The following is a 22,615-nucleotide window of genomic DNA, read 5'->3' on the forward strand; positions in this document are numbered from 1 at the left end:
GGTCAGTGGTGGTGACCGTGCCGGCCGAGGGTCTCCACGGCGGTGGCCCCCGGCCGGGTCCACTGCGGCACGGGACGCGTGGTCTCGCTCCAGCCGGCGACGCCGTCCGCGTCCGAGCGCCAGAACCAGCCCGGGTCGCGCCCCTCGGGCCACCCGTCCGGCTGCGCCTCCCAGGCCTCGCTACGGCCGTGGGGCGTCATGTCGAGCAGGGCGAACGCCGGGTTGGTCGGCTCGGTGCCGCGACCTGTCGTCCGGTAGGTGAGGAACACGTCGTCGCCGTCGCGCAGGAAGCACGAGAGGTACCCCATCTCGCCGCCCACGGGCGCGTCCAGGTCGCGCACCGAGAACCAGGGCTGGGTGTAGCCCATGAACTCGACGAACGGGGCGACCTCGTCCCACGCCCCGGTCGTGACGATGGCGAACGAGACGCCGCGCGCGTTGAGGTAGACGGCGTCCTTCAGGTTCCAGGCCGTCCAGGTGCAGCCCTCGCACTGGCCCTGGTGCGGTGCGCCGTCGTGCCACATGTGCTGGTAGATCACGAGCTCGTCGCGCCCCTGGAACAGCTCCACGAACGGGACCGGCCCGTCGGGGCCGACGACCTTCACGGTGCCGTCGATCCTCGCCATGGGCAGTCGCCGTCGGGCAGCCGCGATGGCGTCTCCCTCGTGCGTGTGGGCCTTCTCGCGGTCCAGGAGCTCGTCCCGAGCGGCCTCCCAGGTAGCCAGGTCGACGACGGGCGGTCGGGCGGACCTCGGTGTGGTCGAGTCGTCGGGCGGGGTCGTCATGGTGTCCTCCGTGCGGGCTCGGGCAGGGGCGCACGGCGCGCTCCTGCGGTCACGAGGGCAGACTCGGGACCGGGCCGGAACTCATCGTCAGTGGTTGCGGCGACCCCGCGAGGCGCCGAACGGCCCGCCCACGAACAGCCCCAGCCCGAGCACGAAGCCGAAGTCGTACCAGTTGCCGTTGTTGTGGACCTCGTAGATGTTCACCGTGTCGGTGAACAGCGAGACCACGAACGTGACGGGGACGATGACGCCCTGCCACAGGCCGAGCCAGAACCCGGCCGGGCTGCCGTCCGCGGTGGGCGTGCCGACGTCGGGGTTGGGACCGGGAGCGCAGGCCGCGAGCGCGAGCGCCCCGACGACCAGCGCGGCGGCGAGGGCGATGCGCCGGGCTCGTGGTGACGTGAGCGTGGGGCGGGCGGTACGTGCGCTCTCGTGGGGCGAGACGTCGTGCGTCGGGTGCATGGCCGACCTCCTCGTGGCTGGACCGGACGGTCGCCCCCAGCATCCGCCGCCGCGCGCTCCGGCTCAACCGGAGGCTCGCGTCGAATGCTCGGTCACTCGGACGCGGGCAGCCGCCGGGTCCCGCCGATGACGAGCGTGACGTCGACGTCGACGTCCGCGAGCCCGGCCTCGTCGAGGGCCGTGCGCAGGGTGGCGGGGTCGGCCTCGGGGGCCGGGCCGATCGCCTCGATCCTCAGGACGGACCCGCTGAAGGAGATCCCGGTGACCGTCCACTGCTCCTGCTCGGCCCACTCGGCGGCGACGGGGGCGGCGGCGATCTTGTCGGCGTTCTGCCGCAGGACGTGCTGGCTGATCGCACTGAGGGGCACCGCCACGACGAGCAGCGCCGCCGCGACCGTGACGAGGCTCGCGCCGCGCAGCGGCCCCACGAACCTCTCGGCCTCGCCCGCGGCCGTGCGGACCTGGAACAGCAGGAAGACGAGCGTGCCGGTCGCGATGATCGCGGCGACGTTGGTCGCGAACAGCAGGAGAGCCCCCAGGGCCTGGTCCGGGGCGCCCGACTCGAGCGTGAGGCCGACGACCGCGAGCGGCGGGACGAGCGAGATCGCGATCGCGACGCCGGGCAGCGCGTCCGACACGTCGGCCCGCACCAGGGCGAAGGCCCCGACGGCTCCGGTCGCGAGCGCCGCGAGCAGGTCGATGAGCTGGGGCGTCACGCGGCCCGCGACCTGGCTGTTGGTCGCCGCGACGATCTCGATCGGGACGAACAGGCCGACGAGGTAGCCGGTCGCGACCACCCCGGCGGCGCCCGCGACGACCAGGAGCGCCGACGAGGTCAGGTTCCGGTGGTCGTTGAGGACGATCGCGAGCGCCGTCCCGACGATGGGCGTCATGAGGGGAGCGACGATCATGGCGCCGATCACGGTGGCCGTGCTGTCGGCCGCGACACCCGCCGACGCGATGACGGCCGCGAGGATCAGCAGGGTCCAGAAGGTGGCCTGCCGGGACCTCGCCGTCGGCCCCTCGGAGATGAACAACGCCGTGGTCATCCGCTGGATGTCGGCCGTCGTGACGCGCATGCTGCCTCCCACGGGTGCTGATCGTGCCCTCAGCATCACAGGGGGTCGTCGTGTGCGCTCGGTGTGCCCGCGCGGACGCGGCGCACGCGCTGTCAGGTCTTGAGGGCCTTGCGGGCCGCGCTCGCGACCGTGCTGCGGTTCGCGATGGCCGCCGTCTCCTCCGTGGGGTCTGCGGCCACCAGGAGCAGCCGCTCGTGGGCGAGGTCGCTCCCGGTGCTCCCGAGGGCACGGACCGCCCAGTACCGGGCGTCGACGTCCGGTACGGACGCGTGGGCGAGGAGCCAGACCGTCTGGTCGGGCTCGATCGTCCCCAGGGCGCTCGCGACGTACCCGAGGAGCGGGAACCGGTGCTCGACGAGCTCGCGCCGCAACGCGTCGACGGCGTCCGGGCCTCCGATGCCGGCCAGTGCGCGGGCCGCGGCCTCCCGCACGACGTGCTCCGGGTCGCCGAGCCGGGCGATGAGGTGCGGTACTGCCTCGTGCGCGTCCAGGTCACCGAGCACCTCGCAGCCGACACTCCGCTCGTAGGTGGCGGGGGAGCCGAGCAGGGTGAGGGCGTAGGGGACGGCTCCCCGGAATCCCGCCCGAGCGCACGCTGCCGTGAGGTACCAGGTGGCCGACACCCCGGACTCGAGAGCGCGCATCATCGCCGGTTCGAGCGATGGGTCCGCGAAGGCGTAGAGGCGGTTGAGAGTCCGCTCGAACGTGCCGATCGGGAACCGCTCGAAGTGCAGCACGACGTCACGCAGGGCCTCGACGGCGCCCTGGTCGTCGTCCATGGCCCGCGCGGCGGCGTCGTCGACCGCGTCCTCGTGGACCTCGGGGTCCGGGTCGAGAAGCCGGGGGACCAGGTCGGCGGTCATCGCGCGGCCGAGCCGAGCGACCGACGCGCGGGGGAGTGGGAGCAGCGGACCATGCGGCGAGCATAGGGGTGCTCGCCGCGCGGCCTCTTCTCGGCAGGTCCGCTACGGTGGTGGCCCCACCTGCCTGACCTGACCCACCTGCCCCCTCTGTCGACGACGACCACCGAGGTGACCGCCATGTCCCGCCGTACGGCACTGCTCGTCGGAGTCCTGGCCGTGTCGTGCGGCTCGCTCGCGCTCGGGGCCGCGCTCGGCGCGGCCGGCCCTGTGGCCGCACCCGCCGAGGGGCCGTGGGTCGTCCAGGTCGAGGGTCCGTCGGAGGGCGACGGGGAGTGCGCGGCGGATCCGGCCGTCGACTACGCCCTGACCCCGGCGATCATGCCGCCGGTCGGGACGTCGTTCGGACTGGTCCCCGACGCCACCCGCGCCGACCTGGAGCGTGTCGTGTCGTGCCTCGAGAAGTACGTGTCGACGTCGCGGATCACTGTCGTCGCGACCGGTACCCCGACGTCCCCCTGACCGGGGCGACGGACGAGCCGACCGTGCTGGTGCCACCTGGCGAGCTCCTGCCCGCGGGCGGGCCGTCCGCCCGCTAGAGTTCCCTGCGAAGACACGGGGTGCCCGCTCCCACGAGCCGGGCTGAGATCACACCCGTCGAACCTGATCTAGCTAGCACTAGCGAAGGGATGTCGGCAATGTCGCTTGCTGCCACTACACCTGTCCTGCCCGCACCTGCCCGCACGCCTGCGGCGGACGCCGTGGTCGCGGACGAGCACGGCGCGTCGCGGGGGCCCGAGCCTTCCCGCCCCCGCGTCCTGTCGATCGCGGGCACCGACCCGACGGGGGGCGCCGGGATCCAGGCCGACCTCAAGGCGTTCGCGGCCCACGGCGCGTACGGCATGGCCGTCACGACGGCCCTGGTCGCCCAGAACACGCACGGCGTCCGCACGGTCCACGTCCCTGGCGCGGAGTTCCTCGCCGAACAGCTCGACGCGGTCTCGGACGACGTGGTGATCGACGCCGTGAAGATCGGCATGGTCGCCGACGAGCCCAACGCGCGCGCCATCGCCGCGTGGCTCGGGCGCGTGCAGCCGCCGTTCGTGGTGCTCGACCCCGTCATGGTCGCCACGAGCGGCCACCGGCTCCTCGACGAGGGGGCCGAGCAGGCCGTGTGCGAGCTGGTCGCTCTCGCGGACCTCGTGACCCCCAACCTCCCCGAGCTCGCCGTCCTCGTCGGCGAGCAGGTTGCGACCACCTGGCCCGACGCCCTCGCCCAGGCGAGGCGGCTGCACGTGGCGAGCGGCGCCGTCGTGCTCCTGAAGGGTGGTCATCTCACCGGGGAGGAGTCGCCCGACGCCCTGGTGGGCGCTCGCGGGCCCGACGACGTCACGACCTTCTCGGCGCCCCGCGTCGACACCGTGCACACCCACGGGACCGGGTGCTCGCTCTCGGCGGCGGTCGCCGCGCTGCGTCCCCGGCGGGACGGCTGGGAGAGCGCGACGCGCGACGCCAAGGCCTGGCTGAGCGGCGCGCTGCGGGCCGGGGGAGCGCTGGCCGTGGGCACGGGGCGCGGACCCGTCGACCACCTGGCGCACCTGCCCACGCTCGGGCAGCGGACGTTCTCCGAGGAGGCCTGGGAGCGCATCGCGGGGTGGCGCGAGGCCGTCGAGCGCATGGGCTTCGTGCGGGCGCTCGCGGACGGGAGCCTCTCAGCGGGGGACTTCGGGTTCTACCTCGCGCAGGATGCCGCGTACCTCGCCGAGTACTCGCGCGTGCTGTCGCGGGCGAGCCGGCTCGCGCCCACGCCCGAGGCGCGGCAGTTCTTCGCGGGGGCCGCGGTCGAGTCGCTCGAGGTCGAGCAGGCGCTGCACCGCGACTGGTTGGGCGAGCACGCCGGGATGGACCGTGGGGCGGTCGAGAGCGTCGACCCGTCTCCCGTGACGGCCGCCTACACGAACCACCTCCACGCGGCCTCGAACGGGTCCTACGCGGAGACGGTCGCGGCCCTGCTGCCGTGCTACTGGCTGTACTCGCACATCGGCGACGTCCTGGTGCGCCGGGCGGGGGACCTCGACGGGCATCCTTACGCACGGTGGATCGCACTCTACGGCGACCCGGCCTTCGCCGAGGCGACGCGCGCCGCGTGCTCGTTCGCCGACGAGGCCGCGCGCTGGGCCTCGCCCGCCGAGCGCGAGCGGATGCTGCGCGCGTTCGAGCTGTCCTCGATGCACGAGTACCTGTTCTTCGAGCAGGGGCTGACGCGACCGACCTGGCCGGCGCCGCCCCGCGCTGCGCACTGAGCTCCCGCCGAGAAGTGAGCAGATGCCCCGGATCGGGCTCGAACCGGGGCATCTGCCCACTTCTCGGCGCGGGAAGCGCTACGCGCTCTGCGCGCCGTCCGCCGGGTACCCGCAGTCGTACCCCGGCGGCCACCAGCGCCACGTCGTGGTGACCTCGCTGGTCGAGACGCCCGCGGGGCGGTCGGCCAGGCACTGCGTGCGCATCTGGTCGAGCCCGACGGTCAGGTAGTACACCGCGAGCACGCCCGTGAAGACGACCAGGAGGACCGTCAGCGCCAGGCGCAGGCGCCGGTCGGAGCGGCGGGTGGGTTCGTCCTCGCCGGGTCGTGGCGGGACCCAGTCCCAGCTCACGAGGCGGGGTCCGTGGCCGGCCCGGGCGTCGTGCCGGTGCCGGCGTCGAGGCCGGGGACGAGCAGCACCTTGCCGGTCGTCGCGCGCCCCTCCAGGGCGCGGTGCGCGTCGGCCGCGCGTGCCAGCGGGAACGTCGCCCCCACGCGGACGTCGAGGTCACCCGAGGCGACGAGCGCGATGACCTCGCTCGCCCGGTCGAGGAGCTCGGCGCGCGTCGCGGTGTAGTCGTCGAGCTTGGGGCGCGTCGTGAACAGCGAACCGCCCTTGTTGAGACGCTGCAGGTCGAACGGCGGCACCTGGCCCGAGGACCCGCCGAACAGCACGAGCATGCCGCGGCGGCGCAGCGAGGCGAGGGACGCCTCGAACGTGTCCTTGCCGACCGAGTCGTAGACGACGGCGACGCCGCGCCCGCCCGTGAGGTCGCGCACGATCGCGGGCAGCTCGGTCGTCAGGTCGTCGAGCTCGGCGTAGTTCACGACGTCGGACGCACCGGCCGCGCGCGACAGCTCGGCCTTGGCGTCGGTCGAGACGGTCGTGATGACGCGCGCACCGCGGCGCACCGCGAGCTGGGTCGCGAGCAGCCCGACGCCGCCGGCCCCTGCGTGCAGCAGCACGTCGTCGCCGGGCTGGACCGGGTACGTCGACGTCACGAGGTAGTGGGCCGTGAGCCCCTGCAGGCCGACGGCTGCCGCGACGCGCAGGTCGACCGACGCAGGTACCGGGATCGCGACGTCCGCGGGGACGACCACCTGCTCGGCGTACGACCCGTGCGCGTTGGTCCACGCGACGTGGTCGCCGGGCCCGAAGTCGGCGACCCCCGGGCCGACGGCCGCGACGACGCCCGCGCCTTCGGTGCCGACCACGTGCGGGTACTCCATCGCGTACACCCCCGCCCGACGGTACGTGTCGATGAAGTTGACCCCGGCCGCCGCGACGTCGACGAGGAGCTCGCCGGGGCCCGGGACGGGGGTCGGGAGCTCGACGAGCTCGAGGACGTCGGGGCCACCTGCCTGGAGTGCCTGGATCGCGCGCATGGGGTCAGCCTAGGTGGCGGGGGTGGTCCTGGGCGCCCCAGGGTTCCTCCCGGCTCTCACACTCGACGACCCCGCGCATCGAGGGGCTCACGGGCGACCTTCGCGTGGACGGCGTCGAGGTGCCGGCGGCTCGACGCGGCGGCTCGGTCGGCGTCACGGTCCCGGACGGCGTCGAGGATCGCCTCGTGGGCGTCCTGGTCGTGCCGGTGGCGCTCGCCCGCGCCGTCGAGCTCGATCATGTCGACCATCGCCCGACGCAGGCGGGGGACGAACGTGGCGAACAGGTCGGTCAGGACCGCGTTGTGCGCGGCGTCGACGACCGCGCGGTGGAAGGCCAGGTCGGCGTCGACGTACTCCTGGGCGCTCGCGGTCGCCGGTACCTCGCCGCGACCCGCGAGCGCCGTGGCGAGGGCGCGGAGGTCGGCCGGGGTGCGGCGGGTCGCGGCGAGCCGGGCGGCCTCGGTCTCCAGGGCGCCGCGGACCTCGAGCACGTCGACGACCTCGCCGCGCCGCAGGACCTCCTCCCAGTCCTCGCTCGCCTCGGCCCGGACGACGTAGACGCCCGAGCCCTGGCGGCTCTCGAGCACGCCCTTGCCCGCGAGCTGACGGATGGCCTCGCGCACGGTCGAGCGCCCGACGCCGAGCTCGGCTGCGAGCGCCTGCTCGCCGGGGAGCCGGTGGTCCAGCGGCCACGTGCCGGTGCGGACACGGTCGAGCATGAGCTCGGCCGCCTGGTCGGCGAGGGGGAGCCGGCGGAGCGTGGGCATGGGGGCCAACCTCTCAGGTTGTCTGAGGACTTGATGGCGGCTAGCGTACCCCTCATGTCGTGGAGCGCACTCCTTCTTGGTCGCCGCGGCGGGGCCTGAGCCGACCGGCTCCCCGCCGTGGGGGTCTGCCGTGCGCCGGTCGGACCCGCCTGCCGTGCACCGCGCGGCCCGCCCCCCGGAGCCAGACGACCATGACCATCAGCCCCTTCCCCACGCTGCGCACCCCTGACGGTGCGCGGGCGCCAGGCCAGCCCGCGTGGAACCGCCAGCGCGCCTCGCGCATGCCCTCGCACCGCTACCAGGACGTGTTCTCGCGCGTCGACGTCCCGCTCACGGACCGCCGGTGGCCCACCCGTCGCCTCACCGCGGCGCCGCTGTGGGTGCCCGTCGACCTGCGCGACGGCAACCAGGCCCTGACCGAGCCCATGGACCCCGCCCGCAAGCGGCGGTTCTTCGAGCTGCTCGTCGCGATGGGATACACCGAGATCGAGGTCGGCTACCCGTCCGCCTCGCAGACCGACTTCGACTTCGTCCGCCTGCTCGCCGAGACGGACCTGGCCCCCGAGCACGTCACGATCGTGGTCTTCACGGCCGCCCGGGCGGACCTGATCGCCCGGACGTTCGAGTCGGTCCGTGGCCTGCGCAACCCCGTCGTGGTGCACCTGTACACCGCGACCGCGCCGACCTGGCGCGACGTCGTGCTGGGCAAGGGACGTGCCGAGCTCTCGGACCTGATCGCCGCCGCGGGCACCGAGGTCCTGCAGCACGCGGGGGACGACCCCCGCGTCCGCTTCGAGTTCTCGCCCGAGGTCTTCAACCTCACCGAGCCCGACTACGTGCTCGAGGTCTGCGCGCGTATGACGACCCTGTGGGACGCCACCACGGAGCGGCCCGTGATCCTCAACCTCCCGGCGACGGTCGAGGTCGCGACCCCCAACGTGTACGCCGACCAGATCGAGTACATGCACCGGCACCTCGACCGGCGCGACGCGGTGATCCTGTCCGTCCACCCCCACAACGACCGCGGCACGGGCGTGGCGTGTGCCGAGCTCGCGGTCCTCGCGGGCGCGCAGCGAGTCGAGGGCTGCCTGTTCGGCAACGGCGAGCGCACGGGCAACGTTGACCTGGTGACCCTGGGCCTCAACCTGCACGCGCAGGGCGTGGACCCCATGATCGACTTCTCCGACATCGACGAGATCCGCCGCACGGTCGTGGACTGCAACGGCATCGGTGTGCACGAGCGCCACCCGTACGCGGGCGACCTCGTGCACACGGCCTACTCCGGGACGCACCAGGACGCGATCCGCAAGGGGTTCGCGCGTCACCGCGCGGACGCGCGAGCCGCGGGCGTCGACCCCGCGGACGCTCCCTGGACGGTGCCGTACCTGCCTGTCGACCCTGCCGACGTCGGGCGCTCGTACGACGCGGTGGTGCGCGTCAACAGCCAGTCCGGCAAGGGCGGCATCGCGTACCTGCTCGAGTCCGCGTACGGCCTGGAGCTGCCGCGGCGGCTCCAGATCGACTTCGCCCGCCGGGTCCAGGCGCACGCGGACCGCAGCGGGGGAGAGGTCACGGCCGAGGGGCTGTGGCGCCTCTTCGAGGCGGCGTACGTCCTGCCCGACGACGGAGCACGCCAGGTCCTGCCGCTCGCCTGGTCGGTGGCGCAGCCCGAGGCGGACGGCGACCGCGAGCGCCTCGACGTCGTGCTGTCCCTGGACGGTGAGCGGGTCGAGCGGTCCGCCACCGGGGCCGGGCCGGTCGACGCGCTCACCCGGGTCCTCGCCGGGCTGGGCGTGCCGGTCGAGGTGCTGGGGCTCACGCAGCAGTCGGTCACCTCGGGCGCCGACGCGGGGGCCGTGACCTACCTGGAGCACCGTGCCGCAGACGGCTCGGTCGCGTGGGCGGTGGGGCGGGACGAGTCGGTGCTGGGGGCGAGCGTGCGCGCTGTGCTCCGGGCGGCAGCGAGCCGGCCCCGCGCGACGGCCGCGGCGCGCCACGACCCGGCGCTCGCTGCGGCGGACGGTGCCTGACCGACGAGCGAGACCCGTGGCGGTGGGGCGACAAGGCCACACCGCCGTCCCGTCACCCCCAGCGTGAGAGCGACGTCTCGCCGACTCGCAGCAGCGCCCCGCCGAACGCGAGGACCGTCTCGGACACCGGCACGTCGTCCAGGACCCACAGCCTCTCGCCCGTCGTCGACGACTGCCGTCGCCCGGTCCGCTCCGACGGGCCGTCGGACCAGCAGGCCTGACCGGCGTCGGTGCGGCCGCCGGCCTCGTGTCGGTGCCTCCTGTCGGTGCCGCGTGGCACGCTGCCGGGCATGGCTACCCACGCGCACGGCATCCACCACTCGATCGACTACCTCGAGCTCTCCGTCACGGACATGGCGGCCGCACAGTCGTTCTACGCGGAGGCTTTCGGGTGGGAGTTCGTCCCCTACGGGCCGGGGTACGCGGGCTTCCGGACCTCCGCGGAGGAGGGCGAGGCGGAGGCCGGTGGGCTGGCGCTCGCGGACTCGGTGACGCGCGGCGGCCCGCTCGTCCTCCTCTTCTCGGACGACCTCGACGAGTCCCTGCTGCTGGTCCAGGACGCGGGCGGGGAGATCGTCGAGGGGCCGTACGACTTCCCGGGCGGCCGGCGCTTCCACTTCCTGGACCCGAGCGGCAACGAGCTGGGCGTCTGGGGCGCATAGGACCGCACCGGGACGCACCGGGACGAAGAGGTTCCACATCGACTGCATAACTATGTATAGTTCTGCATATGACGATCACAGTGGCAGTCGCCGGTGCGTCCGGCTACGCGGGCGGGGAGATGCTCCGGCTGCTCGCCGGGCACCCCGAGGTCGAGATCGGCGCGCTCACGGCGCACTCCAACGCAGGATCGCTCCTCGGGCTGCACCAGCCGCACCTGCGCTCGCTCGCGGACCGCGTGCTGCTGCCCACGACCGTCGAGCACCTGGTGGGCCACGACGTCGTCGTGCTCGCGCTGCCCCACGGTGCGTCCGGTGAGATCGCCGCGCAGCTGCCCGACGACGTCCTGGTCCTCGACCTCGGCGCGGACCACCGGCTCGCGTCCGCCGCGGACTGGACCGCGTTCTACGGCTCCGAGCACGCCGGCACCTGGCCCTACGGCCTGCCCGAGCTCCTGATCACCGAGCAGACCGGCGCGGGCGTCGAGTACACCAAGCAGCGCGAGGTCCTCGCGGGCGCACGGCGCATCGCGGTCCCCGGGTGCAACGTCACGGCCGTGACCCTGGGCCTGCAGCCCGGCATCGCCGCAGGCCTGCTCAGCCCGGTGGACGTCGTCGCGGTCCTCGCGAACGGGTACTCGGGCGCGGGCAAGTCGCTCAAGACGCACCTGCTCGCCTCCGAGGCGCTCGGTTCCGCGCAGCCCTACGCCGTGGGCGGCTCTCACCGCCACATCCCGGAGATCGCGCAGAACCTGCGCTCGGCCGGCGCCGACGAGGTCACGATCTCCTTCACGCCCACGCTCGTGCCCATGGCGCGCGGCATCCTTGCGACCGCGACGGCCCGCCTGGCCCCGGGCCACGAGGACCTGAGCGTCGCCGACCTGCGTCAGGCCTACGAGCAGGCGTACGTCGGCGAGCCCTTCGTCGAGCTCCTGCCCGAGGGGCAGTGGCCTACCACGGCCATGACTCTGGGCGCCAACACGGCCCTGGTCCAGGTCGCGATCGACCGCGCCGCGGGCCGCGTCGTGACCGTGACCGCGATCGACAACCTCGTCAAGGGGACCGCCGGCGGCGCCGTGCAGTCCATGAACATCGCCCTGGGACTGCCGCAGACCCTGGGCCTGACCACCGAAGGGGTCGCACCGTGACCGTCACCGGACCGCTCGGCTTCCGGGCCGCAGGAGTCGCCGCCGGGCTCAAGTCCACCGGGAAGAAGGACGTCGCGCTCGTCGTCAACGAGGGCCCGCTCGACGTCGCCGCGGCCGTCTTCACGTCGAACCGCGTGTTCGCGGCCCCCGTCGCGTGGTCGCGCCAGGCCGTCGCCGACGGCATCGCGCGCGCCGTCGTCCTCAACTCGGGTGGCGCGAACGCGTGCACGGGCCCCGAGGGCTTCGCCGACACCCACCGCACGGCCGAGTACGTCGCGGACCTCCTCGAGGTCTCGGCGGGCGACGTCCTGGTCTGCTCGACGGGCCTCATCGGCGAGCGCCTGCCCATGGAGAAGCTGCTCCCGGGCTGTGACGCTGCGGTCGGCGCGGCCGACGCCGAGGGCGGCCCCGACGCGGCCCTCGCGATCATGACCACGGACACCGTGCCCAAGACCGTCCTCGTCACGCGCGACGTGGCCGACGAGCACAGCGTCGACGGCGCCACGAGCTGGTCCGTGGGCGGCATGGCCAAGGGAGCCGGGATGCTCGCACCGGGCCTCGCGACCATGCTCTGCGTCCTGACCACGGACGCCGTCGTCGACGCCGCGACCGCGGACGCCGCGCTGCGGGCCGCGACCGCCACCACGTTCGACCGGGTCGACTCCGACGGCTGCATGTCGACGAACGACACGGTGATCCTCCTGGCCTCCGGTGCGTCCCAGGTGCCGGTGACCCTCGAGGAGCTCACGGCGGCCGTGACCGAGGCGTGCGCGGACCTCGCGCGGGCCCTGGTCGCGGACGCCGAGGGCGCCAGCCACGACATCGCGGTGACCGTCACGAACGCGAGCGACGAGACCGCGGCGCTCGCGGTCGCCCGCGCCGTGACCCGGTCCAACCTCTTCAAGGCCGCGGTGTTCGGCAACGACCCCAACTGGGGCCGGGTGCTCTCGGCCGTCGGGACCGTCCCCGAGGACGTCGCACCCTTCGACGCGCTCGCGCTCGACGTGTCGATCAACGGCGTCCAGGTCTGCCGCGCCGGGGGAGTGGGCGAGCCCCGCGAGCTCGTCGACCTCGCCTCGGCCCGCGAGGTGCACGTCGAGGTCGACCTGCACGCGGGCGACGCCCAGGTCACGGTCTGGACCAACGACCTCACGCACGACTACGTCCACGAGAACAGCGCGTACTCGTCGTGAGCGCCCAGACGTCAGAGGTCGCCGCCCAGTCGGCGGCGTTCGACACGCGGACGGACCTGACCCCCGGCCAGAAGGCCGAGGTCCTGCTCGAGGCCATGCCCTGGCTGCAGGAGTTCCGCGACGCGCTCGTGGTCGTCAAGTACGGCGGCAACGCCATGATCGACGACGAGCTCAAGGCGGCGTTCGCGCGCGACATGGTGTTCCTGCGCCAGGTCGGCCTGCACCCCGTCGTGGTGCACGGCGGCGGCCCCCAGATCTCCGCGATGCTCGCGCGCCTCGGCATCGAGAGCGAGTTCCGCGGCGGCCTGCGCGTGACCACGCCCGAGGCGATGGACGTCGTGCGCATGGTCCTCACGGGCCAGGTCTCGCGCGAGCTCGTCGGGCTCATCAACGCGCACGGCCCGTACGCGGTCGGGCTGTCGGGCGAGGACGGCGGCCTGCTCCAGGCGCAGCGGCGCCACGCCGTGGTCGACGGAGAGCCCGTGGACGTCGGGCTCGTGGGAGACGTCGTCGAGGTGCACCCCTCCGCGGTCCAGGACCTGCTCGACGCCGGGCGCATCCCCGTCGTCTCGACCATCGCACCCGACATCGACGACCCGACCCAGGTCCTCAACGTCAACGCCGACACGGCCGCGGCCGCGCTCGCCGTCGCGCTCGGTGCCAAGAAGCTCATCGTCCTGACCGACGTCGAGGGCCTGTACACGTCGTGGCCGGACAAGAGCTCGCTCGTCGCCGAGATCACGCGCTCCGAGCTCGCCGACCTGCTGCCCTCGCTCGAGGCCGGCATGGTTCCCAAGATGGAGGCGTGCCTGCGGGCCGTGTCCGGGGGCGTCCCGCGAGCGACCGTGATCGACGGCCGGGTCGCGCACTCGGTCCTCCTGGAGGTCTTCACGACGCGTGGCAACGGGACCATGGTCGTCCCGGACGCGCTCGCCTCCACCCCCGCCGCCCTTCCCGTCCCGCAGGAGCAGTCATGAACGGCACGACCGGCGAGGTCTCGTCGACGCACCCCGCCGAGGTCGCCCCGGCGACCACCGAGACGCAGGCCACCGACGCGGCCCGGAGCGTCGAGGGGGCCGCGGACACGACCCTGGCCGGCCCGGGCAGCGTCGCGCAGTGGACCGAGCGCTACACGCACGCGGTCATGGACACGTTCGGCGCACCGCAGAAGGTCCTGGTCCGCGGCGAGGGCGCGTACGTGTGGGACGCGGACGGCAAGCGCTACCTCGACCTGCTCGCGGGCATCGCGGTCAACGCGCTGGGCCACGCGCACCCCACGCTCACGGCCGCGGTCAGCGCGCAGCTCGGGACGCTCGGGCACGTGTCGAACTTCTTCGGCTCGCCCACGCAGATCGCGCTCGCCGAGCGGCTCCTGAACCTCGCGCAGGCCCCCGAGGGGTCGCGCGTCTTCTTCACCAACTCGGGCACCGAGGCCAACGAGGCCGCGTTCAAGATGGCCCGGCGCAACCGTGACGGCGTCGGTGGTCCCGGGACGCGCACCCGTGTCCTCGCGCTCGAGGGAGGATTCCACGGCCGCAGCATGGGCGCGCTCGCGCTCACGTCGAAGGCCGCGTACCGCGAGCCCTTCGAGCCCCTGCCGGGCGGTGTCGAGTTCGTCCCGTTCGGTGACGTGGCCGCGCTCGAGGAGGCCTTCTCGCCCGACGCCGTCGCCGCGCGCGGCGAGGTCGCGGCACTGGTCGTCGAGCCGGTCCAGGGCGAGGCGGGCGTGCGCCCGCTGCCGCCCGGCTACCTGGTGGCCGCGCGCGAGCTGACCGCGGCGTCGGGCGCCCTGCTGGTCCTCGACGAGGTCCAGACGGGCGTGGGACGCACGGGGTCGTGGTTCGCGTTCCAGCAGCAGGAGATCGGCGGGGGCATCACGCCCGACGTCGTCACGCTCGCCAAGGGGCTCGGCGGCGGCTTTCCCGTGGGCGCCGTCGTGGCGTTCGGTGAGCGCGCCGCGACCCTCCTGGGCCGCGGTCAGCACGGCACGACGTTCGGGGGCAACCCGGTCGCGGCGGCCGCCGCGCTCGCGACGCTCGGCGTGATCGAGCGCGACGGCCTGCTGGCCAACGTGCGCGCGGTCGGCGAGGCGCTGCGCGACGGGATCGCCGCGTGCGGCAACCCCGTGGTCGCGGGAACCCGTGGCCTGGGCCTGCTGATCGCGGTCCAGCTCTCGGCACCGGTCTCCGCGGAGGTCGCGCGCAGGGCGCTCGACGCCGGGTTCATCGTCAACGCGGTGCAGCCCGACGCGATCCGCCTCGCCCCGCCGCTGATCCTGACGCGCGACCAGGCGAGCGAGGTCGTCGCCTTCTTCGCGAGCCTGCCCGCGGACCTCGTGGCCGCCTCCGCGTCCGGTACGGCCGCCCCCACCACCCCGTCCATCACCCCAGCCACCCCACAGAAGGGCTGACCGTGACCTCGACCGCTTCCGTCCGGCACTTCCTGCGCGACGACGACCTGACCCCCGCCGAGCAGCGCGAGGTGCTCGAGCTGGGCCTCGGCTTCCGCGAGGACCGCTTCATCCGCACGCCGCTGCGCGGGCCGCAGGCCGTCGCGGTGATCTTCGACAAGCCGTCGACCCGCACACGCGTGTCGTTCTCGGTGGGCATCGCCGAGCTCGGTGGCTACCCGCTCGTGATCGACGCGGCGTCGAGCCAGCTCGGGCGCGGCGAGCCCATCGCGGACACGGCCCGCGTCCTGGACCGTCAGACGTCGGCGATCGTGTGGCGGACGTTCGGCCAGGAGCGCGTCGAGGAGATGGCGCGGGCCGCGACCGTCCCGGTCGTCAACGCCCTGACCGACGAGTTCCACCCCTGCCAGATCCTCGCGGACCTGCTGACGGTCGCCCAGCTGCGCGGCGGCGTCGACTCGCTCGCCGGCACGTCGCTCGTCTACCTGGGCGACGGTGCCAACAACATGGCGCACTCCTACCTCCTGGGCGGCGTGACCGCGGGCATGCACGTGCGCATCGGGGCCCCGGCCGGCTTCCTGCCGGACCCGGCGGTCGTCGCCGACGCCGAGCGCATCGCCCGGGACACGGGCGGTTCGGTGCTCGTGACCACGGACGCGGCCGAGGCCACGCGTGGCGCGGACGTCGTCGCGACCGACACCTGGGTCTCGATGGGCGACGAGGCGAGCGCGGCCGAGCGCGAGCTGCCGTTCGTCCCGTACCAGGTGAACGCCGAGCTCATGGCGGTCGCTGCCGACGACGCGCTCGTGCTGCACTGCCTGCCGGCCTACCGCGGCAAGGAGATCACGGCCGAGGTCATCGACGGCCCGCAGTCGGCCGTCTGGGACGAGGCCGAGAACCGCCTGCACGCCCAGAAGGCGCTGCTGACCTGGTTGCTGGAACGCTCGTGACGACCGCCCTCGGCCCGGGGAGCGTGCCCACCACCAAGGCGGCACGCCACGCGCGCATCGCGCAGCTCGTCGCCCGGCACGAGATCCACTCCCAGGCCGAGCTCGCCAAGGCGCTCGCCGAGGACGGCGTGAGCGTCACGCAGGCGACGCTCTCGCGCGACCTCATCGAGCTGCGGGCCGAGAAGGTCCGCAGCGCGTCGGGCGCGCTGGTCTACGCGGTGCCCGGCGAGGGCGGCGACCGCTCGGTCCAGGTCGCGAACGACGCCGAGTACGTCGCGGCCAGGCTCGCGCGGCTGTGCGCCGAGCTGCTGGTCTCGGCCGAGGCGTCGGGCAACCTCGTCGTGCTGCGCACGCCGCCCGGCGCCGCGCAGTACCTGGCGTCGGCGATCGACCACTCGGTGTTCGTCGGCGTCCTGGGCACGATCGCGGGCGACGACACCGTCCTGGTGATCTCGCGCGACGTCGACGGCGGCGAGGACCTGGCCGCGCGGTTCCTGGCCCTGACCAACCCCGTGACCCCCGCCACCCCCACGATCTCAGCACCTCCTGGCTAGCGACGGCCCGCACGGGCCGCGCAGCGACCACGGCGACCGCCGAGCCTCGGCGGCTGCCACACTTGGACCCATCACCCCACGCAAGGAAGAGAACAAGTCATGACTGAACGCGTCGTGCTCGCCTACTCGGGCGGCCTGGACACCTCCGTTGCCATCGGCTGGATCGGCGAGGCCACCGGGGCCGAGGTCGTCGCCGTGGCCGTCGACGTCGGCCAGGGCGGCGAGGACCTCGAGGTCATCCGCCAGCGCGCCCTCGACTGCGGTGCCGTCGAGGCCTACGTCGCGGACGCCCGCGACGAGTTCGCCGAGGAGTACTGCATGCCCGCGCTGCGCGCGAACGGCCTGTACCTCGACCGCTACCCGCTGGTCTCCGCGATCTCGCGCCCCGTGATCGTCAAGCACCTGGTGCGCGCGGCTCGCCAGTTCGGCGCGACGACCGTCGCGCACGGCTGCACGGGCAAGGGCAACGACCAGGTCCGCTTCGAGGTCGCGACGACGTCGCTCGCGCCCGAGCTCAAGACGATCGCGCCGGTCCGCGACCTCGCGCTGACGCGCGAGAAGGCCATCGCGTACGCCGAGAAGCACTCGCTGCCGATCGCCACGACGAAGCACAACCCGTTCTCGGTCGACCAGAACGTGTGGGGACGCGCCGTCGAGACGGGCTTCCTCGAGGACATCTGGAACGCCCCGACGAAGGACGTCTACAACTACACCGACGACCCGACGTTCCCGCCGGTCGCGGACGAGGTCGTCATCACGTTCGAGCAGGGCGTGCCGGTCGCGCTCGACGGCGTCCCCGTGACCCCGCTGCAGGCCATCCAGGAGATGAACCGTCGCGCCGGCGCCCAGGGCGTGGGCCGCATCGACATCGTCGAGGACCGCCTGGTCGGCATCAAGTCCCGCGAGATCTACGAGGCCCCGGGCGCGATCGCTCTCATCGCGGCGCACCAGGAGCTCGAGAACGTGACCCTCGAGCGCGAGCAGGCCCGCTTCAAGCGTGGCGTCGAGCAGCGCTGGACCGAGCTGGTCTACGACGGCATGTGGTTCAGCCCGCTCAAGAAGTCGCTCGACGTCTTCATCGACGACACCCAGCGCTACGTCTCGGGCGACATCCGCCTCGTCCTGCACGGCGGACGCGCGACCGTCACGGGCCGCCGCAGCGAGTCGAGCCTGTACGACTTCAACCTCGCGACCTACGACGAGGGCGACTCGTTCGACCAGTCGCAGGCCAAGGGCTTCATCGAGATCTTCGGCCTCACTGCCAAGCTCTCCGCGGCCCGTGACGAGAAGTTCGGCAACGGCGTGGACTTCGGCACCGGGAGCCTGTGAACCATGAGTGACGAGATCACGTCCGGCGCCGCTGCGGGCGACGCGGCCGAGGTGGAGCGCGCGTCGGAGGCTCCCGTGAGCCTGTGGGGTGGCCGGTTCGCCGGCGGTCCCGCGCAGGCCCTGGCCGCTCTCTCGCAGTCGACGCACTTCGACTGGCGCCTCGCGCAGCACGACATCGCGGGATCCCGGGCCCACGCCAAGGTGCTCGCGGCCGCGGGGCTGCTCGACGACGACGAGCTGACCGCGATGCTCGAGGCGCTGGACGTGCTCTCGGCCGACGTCGGGTCGGGGGCGTTCCTCCCTGTCCTGGCCGACGAGGACGTGCACACGGCCCTCGAGCGCGGGCTCATCGAGCGCGCGGGTCCGGAGCTCGGCGGCAAGCTGCGCGCGGGGCGTTCGCGCAACGACCAGATCGCGACGCTCGTGCGGTCGTACCTGCGCGAGGAGGCCCGCGCGATCGGGCTCCTGGTGCTCGACGTCGTCGACGCCCTGATCGAGCAGGCCGAGGCGCACCCCGGCGCCCCGATGCCGGGCCGCACGCACCTGCAGCACGCGCAGCCGGTGCTGCTCGCGCACCACCTGCTGGCGCACGCGTGGCCGCTGCTGCGCGACGTCGACCGCTTCATCGACTGGGACGTGCGGGCGGGGCGCTCACCCTACGGCTCGGGCGCGCTCGCCGGCTCGTCGCTGGGCCTGGACCCCGCTGCGGTCGCGGCGGACCTGGGTTTCGACGGCCCGGTCGAGAACTCGATCGACGGCACGGCCTCGCGGGACGTCGTGGCGGAGTTCGCGTTCGTCTCGGCCATGCTGGGTGTCGACCTCTCGCGCTTCGCGGAGGAGATCATCATCTGGAACACCAAGGAGTTCGGCTTCGTCCGCCTGGACGACGCCTACTCCACGGGCTCCAGCATCATGCCGCAGAAGAAGAACCCGGACATCGCGGAGCTCGCGCGCGGCAAGGCCGGGCGTCTCATCGGCGACCTGACGGGTCTGCTGGCCACGCTCAAGGGCCTGCCGCTCGCGTACAACCGCGACCTGCAGGAGGACAAGGAGCCGGTGTTCGACCAGGTCGACACCCTCAAGGTCCTGCTCCCGGCGTACGCGGGCATGGTCCGCACCCTGACGTTCGACACCGAGCGCATGGCCTCGCTCGCCCCGCAGGGCTTCTCTCTCGCGACCGACATCGCGGAGTGGCTCGTCCGTCAGGGCGTGCCGTTCCGGGTGGCCCACGAGGTCGCGGGAGCGTGCGTGCGCGTGTGCGAGGAGCGTGGCATCGAGCTGTGGGACCTGACGGACGAGGACCTCGCGGAGATCTCCGAGCACCTCACCCCGGGAGTGCGGGACGTGCTCACGGTCGAGGGTTCGCTCGCCTCGCGCGACGCGGTGGGCGGTACGGCTCCTGCGCGTGTCGCGGAGCAGCTCGAGGAGGCCAAGGTGCGTTCGGCCGAGTACCGCTTCTGGGTGCAGGGCTGAGGTCACCATGAGCGTGAGCGCTGCGGTCCTCGATGACCTCGTGGCCCGCGTGCACGACGGCGCAGCGCGCCTCGGTCAGGGACGTCCGGCTGGTCCGGGCGTCCCTCGCGGGGGCGCGTGCCGCCTGGTCGTCGTCGACGGGCCGGCAGGGTCCGGGAAGACGACGCTGGCCGCGCAGCTCGGCGTGGCGCTGCCTGCCCAGGTGATCCACATGGACGACCTGTACGAGGGCTGGACGGGGATGACGGCGGGCGCGGGGCGGCTCGTGGAGCAGGTCCTCGACCCGCTCGCCGCCGGTCGGCCCGGGCGCTATCAACGCTACGACTGGACGCTCGAGGACTTCGCCGAGTGGCACGACGTCCCGCTCGCCCCGTTCCTCGTGGTCGAGGGCTGCGGCGCGGGTGCCCGGCGGATCGCCGAGATGACGACGCTGCTCGTCTGGGTCGAGGCCGACGACGAGCTCCGCCTGGCGCGCGGCCTCGCGCGCGACGGTCAGGAGGCCCGTGTGCACTGGCTCGAGTGGATGGCCTCGGAGCGAGCGGTCTACGCGACCGAGGGGACGGCCGAGCGGGCCGACGTCGTGCTCGACGGGTTCGGCGAGCCGGTCACGGCGCGCCCTCGTGCGCACGAGCGCGCGGGCGAAGCCTGACCGTCCACGATCGCAGGTGAGACGTCGAGACGTGCTCGGCGTAGATTGCGGGGGAGACGCCCGCCCAGCCAGGAGGCCTATGTGACCGAGTCCCGTTCCACCACGGACCTCGACGCCCCCGCGCCGGACGTTCCCGCGCGCGGATGGTTCTCCCGCCCGAGCCTCGAGGTCGCACGCGACCTCCTGGGGGCCTCCATCACCCACCGCACCCCGGAGGGCAGCGTCACCGTCCGCCTCACGGAGGTCGAGGCCTACGACGGCGAGCAGGACCCGGGGTCGCACGCCTTCCGCGGTCGGACCGAGCGCAACCGGGCCATGTACGGCGAGCCGGGTCACCTGTACGTCTACCGTCACCTGGGCCTGCACCACTGCGTCAACGTGGTCTGCGGCCCGGTGGGCTCCGCGTCGGCGGTCCTCCTGCGGGCGGGCGAGGTGACCGACGGCGTCGCGCTGGCACGGGCGCGCCGGCTCGCTGCCGGCGTCTGCGACTCGGACCGCCAGATCGCGCGCGGACCGGCACGTCTCGCGGTGGCGCTCGGCCTGGACCTGGCCCACTACGGGCTGGACGTGACGGACGAGGCGGGCGACGTCGTCGTGCACCGGGACGTGCGGACCCTGCGGCCCGCGATCGCGACCGGACCTCGCGTCGGCGTGAGCGGCGACGGCGGAGACGCGAGCGTCTACCCGTGGCGCCTGTGGCTGACGGGCGACCCGACCGTCTCGGCCTACCGGCCCGCGACGCGCCGCAGCCGCTGACGAGCCCGGTCCCCGGCGGAGTCGGTGCTGGAGGGCGGGACACGGCAGACTAGGACCTCGGGCGCGCGGAACGATGGCGCGCCCGTCCCACGCCCTGCGCCGCACCGCGCGCGGGCACGACGAAGGAGATGCAGTGAACGACGTTCTCGACGAGTTGCAATGGCGAGGCCTGGTGGCGCAGTCCACCGACGAGGCCGCGCTGCGTGCTGCGCTGGCCGAGGGACCCGTCACGTATTACTGCGGCTTCGACCCGACCGCGCCGAGCCTGCACCACGGCCACCTGGTGCAGCTCATCCTGCTGCGCCACCTGCAGCTCGCCGGGCACCGTGCCATCGCGCTCGTCGGCGGAGCAACGGGCATGATCGGCGACCCGCGTCAGTCGGGGGAGCGGATCCTCAACACCAAGGACACGGTCGCCGAGTGGACCGAGCGCCTCAAGGCGCAGGTCTCGCGCTTCCTCGACTTCGAGGGCGACAACCCGGCGCGCATCGCGAACAACCTCGACTGGACGGCGAACCTCACGGCGATCGACTTCCTGCGGGAGATCGGCAAGCACTACCGTCTGGGCACCATGCTGGCCAAGGACACCGTGGCGCGTCGCCTGAGGTCGGACGAGGGGATCAGCTTCACCGAGTTCAGCTACCAGATCCTGCAGGGCAACGACTACCTCGAGCTCTTCCGGCGTGAGGGCGTCACGCTCCAGACGGGCGGCAACGACCAGTGGGGCAACCTGCTCTCCGGCGTCGAGCTGATCCGCAAGGCCGAGGGGGCGTCGGTGCACGTCCTGACGACGCCACTCATCACCAAGGCCGACGGGACCAAGTTCGGCAAGACCGAGGGCGGGGCCGTGTGGCTCGACCCCGACATGATGAGCCCGTACGCGTTCTACCAGTACTGGGTCAACGCGGACGACGCCGACGTGGTGGGCTGGCTCAAGATCTTCACGTTCCGCACCGCGGAGGAGATCGCTGAGCTCGAGCGTGCGGTCGCCGAGCGTCCCGCGGCGCGCGAGGCGCAGAAGGCGCTCGCAGCCGACGTCACCACGCTGGTCCACGGCGCCGCCGCGACCGAGGCGGTCATCGCCGCGAGCCAGGCGCTCTTCGGCCGGGGGGACCTGGGTGCCCTGGACGCCGGCACGCTCGCCGCGGCCGTGGCGGAGCTCCCGCGCACGACGGCGGCGCCCGGCGACCTCGTCGTCGACCTTCTCGTGGGGTCGGGGCTCGTGGGTTCGAAGGGCGCGGCGCGGCGCGCGATCGCCGAGGGCGGCGCCTACGTCAACAACGTGAAGGTGACGTCCGAGGATGCTGCCCTCGGGGCGGACGACCTCCTGCACGGGCGCTTCGCCGTCCTGCGCCGGGGCAAGCGGACGCTCGCGGTGGCCGAGGTCGCGTGACGGACCCGCGTGCACGACGGCGGGGCCAAGGGGTTCGTCCCCCTGGCCCCGCCGTCGTTGCAAGGGGCCCACGGCGCCGTCGACCGTACCGGCTGGCGGCGCGGTGACCGGGGTCACCGCGCCCGGGTTTGACCTCGCCCGTCACCTCGACGTAATCTTCTGGATGTCAGCCCGACAGGGAGGAACAGACACCACTGCGAAGCTCCTCGGAGCCGCCGCGAAGTGGCTGGTCCCACGGGCAGGCCACCCACACGAACTTCAGGTCCTGGATCTGTCGACTCGTGAGGGGACCGGGGAAGCCACCGTCTCCGCTTCGGCGGTAGACACGGTGATCCAGACCTGGTAAGGTAGAGAAGTTGCCCCGAGTGAAGGCCCCTGGTGGGTTGGAGTCGGTGCGTGTCGGTTGCTTGAGAACTCAACAGTGTGCTTG

23 protein-coding genes and 1 riboswitch are annotated in these 22,615 nt (G+C 73.4%); of the genes, 15 read left to right on the forward strand and 8 right to left on the reverse strand.

Annotation, left to right across the window (positions count from 1 at the left end):
• Positions 1-2 precede the first annotated feature (2 nt).
• The 4 genes from H9640_RS10830 to H9640_RS10845 form a co-directional block, all read right to left on the reverse strand.
• Positions 3-785: a DUF899 family protein gene (locus H9640_RS10830; protein WP_191790694.1), complete on the reverse strand. Its 783-nt coding sequence runs from the start codon at positions 783-785 to the stop codon at positions 3-5.
• 87 nt (positions 786-872) lie between these two features.
• Complete coding sequence (locus tag H9640_RS10835; RefSeq protein ID WP_225227006.1) at positions 873-1,247, reverse strand: hypothetical protein; 375 nt, start codon at positions 1,245-1,247, stop codon at positions 873-875.
• Between the two features lie 92 nt (positions 1,248-1,339).
• Positions 1,340-2,326, reverse strand: coding sequence for a DUF389 domain-containing protein (locus H9640_RS10840; RefSeq protein ID WP_191790695.1), 987 nt, complete (start codon positions 2,324-2,326; stop codon positions 1,340-1,342).
• A 92-nt stretch (positions 2,327-2,418) separates the two neighbouring features.
• Complete coding sequence (locus H9640_RS10845) at positions 2,419-3,189, reverse strand: HEAT repeat domain-containing protein (protein WP_191790696.1); 771 nt, start codon at positions 3,187-3,189, stop codon at positions 2,419-2,421.
• A 177-nt stretch (positions 3,190-3,366) separates the two neighbouring features.
• Between H9640_RS10845 and H9640_RS10850 the strand changes: the two genes are divergently transcribed.
• Positions 3,367-3,708 (forward strand): hypothetical protein, encoded by a 342-nt coding sequence (locus H9640_RS10850; RefSeq protein WP_191790697.1) that lies wholly within the window; start codon positions 3,367-3,369, stop codon positions 3,706-3,708.
• 84 nt (positions 3,709-3,792) lie between these two features.
• A riboswitch (TPP riboswitch) is annotated at positions 3,793-3,893 on the forward strand.
• Positions 3,885-5,489, forward strand: coding sequence for a bifunctional hydroxymethylpyrimidine kinase/phosphomethylpyrimidine kinase (thiD, locus tag H9640_RS10855; protein ID WP_191790698.1), 1,605 nt, complete (start codon positions 3,885-3,887; stop codon positions 5,487-5,489). Its footprint overlaps the riboswitch before it by 9 nt.
• 78 nt (positions 5,490-5,567) lie before the next feature.
• On the opposite strand, the gene H9640_RS10860 is transcribed toward thiD, so the two are convergent.
• From H9640_RS10860 to H9640_RS10870, 3 genes are read right to left on the reverse strand one after another with little or no spacing between them, the layout of a single operon-like run.
• Positions 5,568-5,840, reverse strand: coding sequence for a hypothetical protein (locus H9640_RS10860; RefSeq protein ID WP_191790699.1), 273 nt, complete (start codon positions 5,838-5,840; stop codon positions 5,568-5,570).
• Positions 5,837-6,874 carry a quinone oxidoreductase family protein gene (locus tag H9640_RS10865; RefSeq protein WP_191790700.1) on the reverse strand — a complete coding sequence of 346 codons (1,038 nt, stop codon included), beginning with the start codon at positions 6,872-6,874 and terminating at the stop codon, positions 5,837-5,839. Before H9640_RS10865 ends, H9640_RS10860 begins: the two co-directional genes overlap by 4 nt.
• A gap of 56 nt (positions 6,875-6,930) precedes the next feature.
• Complete coding sequence (locus tag H9640_RS10870) at positions 6,931-7,641, reverse strand: FadR/GntR family transcriptional regulator (protein ID WP_191790701.1); 711 nt, start codon at positions 7,639-7,641, stop codon at positions 6,931-6,933.
• A 191-nt stretch (positions 7,642-7,832) separates the two neighbouring features.
• Between H9640_RS10870 and H9640_RS10875 the strand changes: the two genes are divergently transcribed.
• Complete coding sequence (locus H9640_RS10875) at positions 7,833-9,671, forward strand: 2-isopropylmalate synthase (RefSeq protein WP_191790702.1); 1,839 nt, start codon at positions 7,833-7,835, stop codon at positions 9,669-9,671.
• Between the two features lie 52 nt (positions 9,672-9,723).
• Here H9640_RS10875 and H9640_RS10880 read toward each other — a convergent pair whose 3' ends face one another.
• Positions 9,724-9,951, reverse strand: a complete 228-nt coding sequence (locus H9640_RS10880; protein WP_191790703.1) for a hypothetical protein — start codon at positions 9,949-9,951, stop codon at positions 9,724-9,726.
• Between the two features lie 10 nt (positions 9,952-9,961).
• On the opposite strand from H9640_RS10880, the gene H9640_RS10885 reads away from it, so the two are divergent.
• The 12 genes from H9640_RS10885 (at position 9,962) to tyrS (ending at position 22,185) form a co-directional block, all read left to right on the forward strand.
• Positions 9,962-10,333 carry a VOC family protein gene (locus H9640_RS10885; RefSeq protein WP_191790704.1) on the forward strand — a complete coding sequence of 124 codons (372 nt, stop codon included), beginning with the start codon at positions 9,962-9,964 and terminating at the stop codon, positions 10,331-10,333.
• Between the two features lie 68 nt (positions 10,334-10,401).
• Positions 10,402-11,478, forward strand: a complete 1,077-nt coding sequence (gene argC / locus H9640_RS10890) for an N-acetyl-gamma-glutamyl-phosphate reductase (protein WP_191790705.1) — start codon at positions 10,402-10,404, stop codon at positions 11,476-11,478.
• On the forward strand, positions 11,475-12,671 hold the full coding sequence (gene argJ, locus H9640_RS10895) for a bifunctional glutamate N-acetyltransferase/amino-acid acetyltransferase ArgJ (protein WP_191790706.1): 1,197 nt from the start codon (positions 11,475-11,477) through the stop codon (positions 12,669-12,671). The genes argC and argJ overlap by 4 nt, the downstream gene beginning before the upstream one ends.
• On the forward strand, positions 12,668-13,648 hold the full coding sequence (argB, locus tag H9640_RS10900) for an acetylglutamate kinase (protein WP_318243740.1): 981 nt from the start codon (positions 12,668-12,670) through the stop codon (positions 13,646-13,648). The genes argJ and argB overlap by 4 nt, the downstream gene beginning before the upstream one ends.
• Positions 13,645-15,081, forward strand: a complete 1,437-nt coding sequence (locus tag H9640_RS10905; protein WP_191790707.1) for an acetylornithine transaminase — start codon at positions 13,645-13,647, stop codon at positions 15,079-15,081. The genes argB and H9640_RS10905 overlap by 4 nt, the downstream gene beginning before the upstream one ends.
• 2 nt (positions 15,082-15,083) lie before the next feature.
• Positions 15,084-16,031: an ornithine carbamoyltransferase gene (argF, locus tag H9640_RS10910; RefSeq protein WP_191790708.1), complete on the forward strand. Its 948-nt coding sequence runs from the start codon at positions 15,084-15,086 to the stop codon at positions 16,029-16,031.
• A complete protein-coding gene (locus H9640_RS10915; protein WP_191790709.1) occupies positions 16,028-16,585 on the forward strand; it encodes an arginine repressor in 558 nt (185 codons plus the stop codon). The genes argF and H9640_RS10915 overlap by 4 nt, the downstream gene beginning before the upstream one ends.
• 99 nt (positions 16,586-16,684) lie before the next feature.
• The gene (locus tag H9640_RS10920) at positions 16,685-17,914 is read left to right on the forward strand and encodes an argininosuccinate synthase (protein ID WP_191790710.1); all 1,230 of its coding nucleotides are present in this window, start codon (positions 16,685-16,687) and stop codon (positions 17,912-17,914) included.
• A gap of 3 nt (positions 17,915-17,917) precedes the next feature.
• Complete coding sequence (gene argH, locus H9640_RS10925; RefSeq protein ID WP_191790711.1) at positions 17,918-19,387, forward strand: argininosuccinate lyase; 1,470 nt, start codon at positions 17,918-17,920, stop codon at positions 19,385-19,387.
• A 7-nt stretch (positions 19,388-19,394) separates the two neighbouring features.
• Positions 19,395-20,036 (forward strand): uridine kinase family protein, encoded by a 642-nt coding sequence (locus H9640_RS10930; RefSeq protein WP_191790712.1) that lies wholly within the window; start codon positions 19,395-19,397, stop codon positions 20,034-20,036.
• 81 nt (positions 20,037-20,117) lie between these two features.
• The gene (locus tag H9640_RS10935) at positions 20,118-20,792 is read left to right on the forward strand and encodes a DNA-3-methyladenine glycosylase (protein ID WP_191790713.1); all 675 of its coding nucleotides are present in this window, start codon (positions 20,118-20,120) and stop codon (positions 20,790-20,792) included.
• 133 nt (positions 20,793-20,925) lie between these two features.
• Positions 20,926-22,185: a tyrosine--tRNA ligase gene (gene tyrS / locus H9640_RS10940; protein ID WP_307824062.1), complete on the forward strand. Its 1,260-nt coding sequence runs from the start codon at positions 20,926-20,928 to the stop codon at positions 22,183-22,185.
• The last annotated feature ends 430 nt before the right edge of the window (positions 22,186-22,615 follow it).

Origin of the sequence: Oerskovia gallyi (assembly GCF_014836745.1) — a bacterium.
In the GTDB taxonomy this organism is placed as follows: Bacteria; Actinomycetota; Actinomycetes; order Actinomycetales; family Cellulomonadaceae; genus Oerskovia; species Oerskovia paurometabola.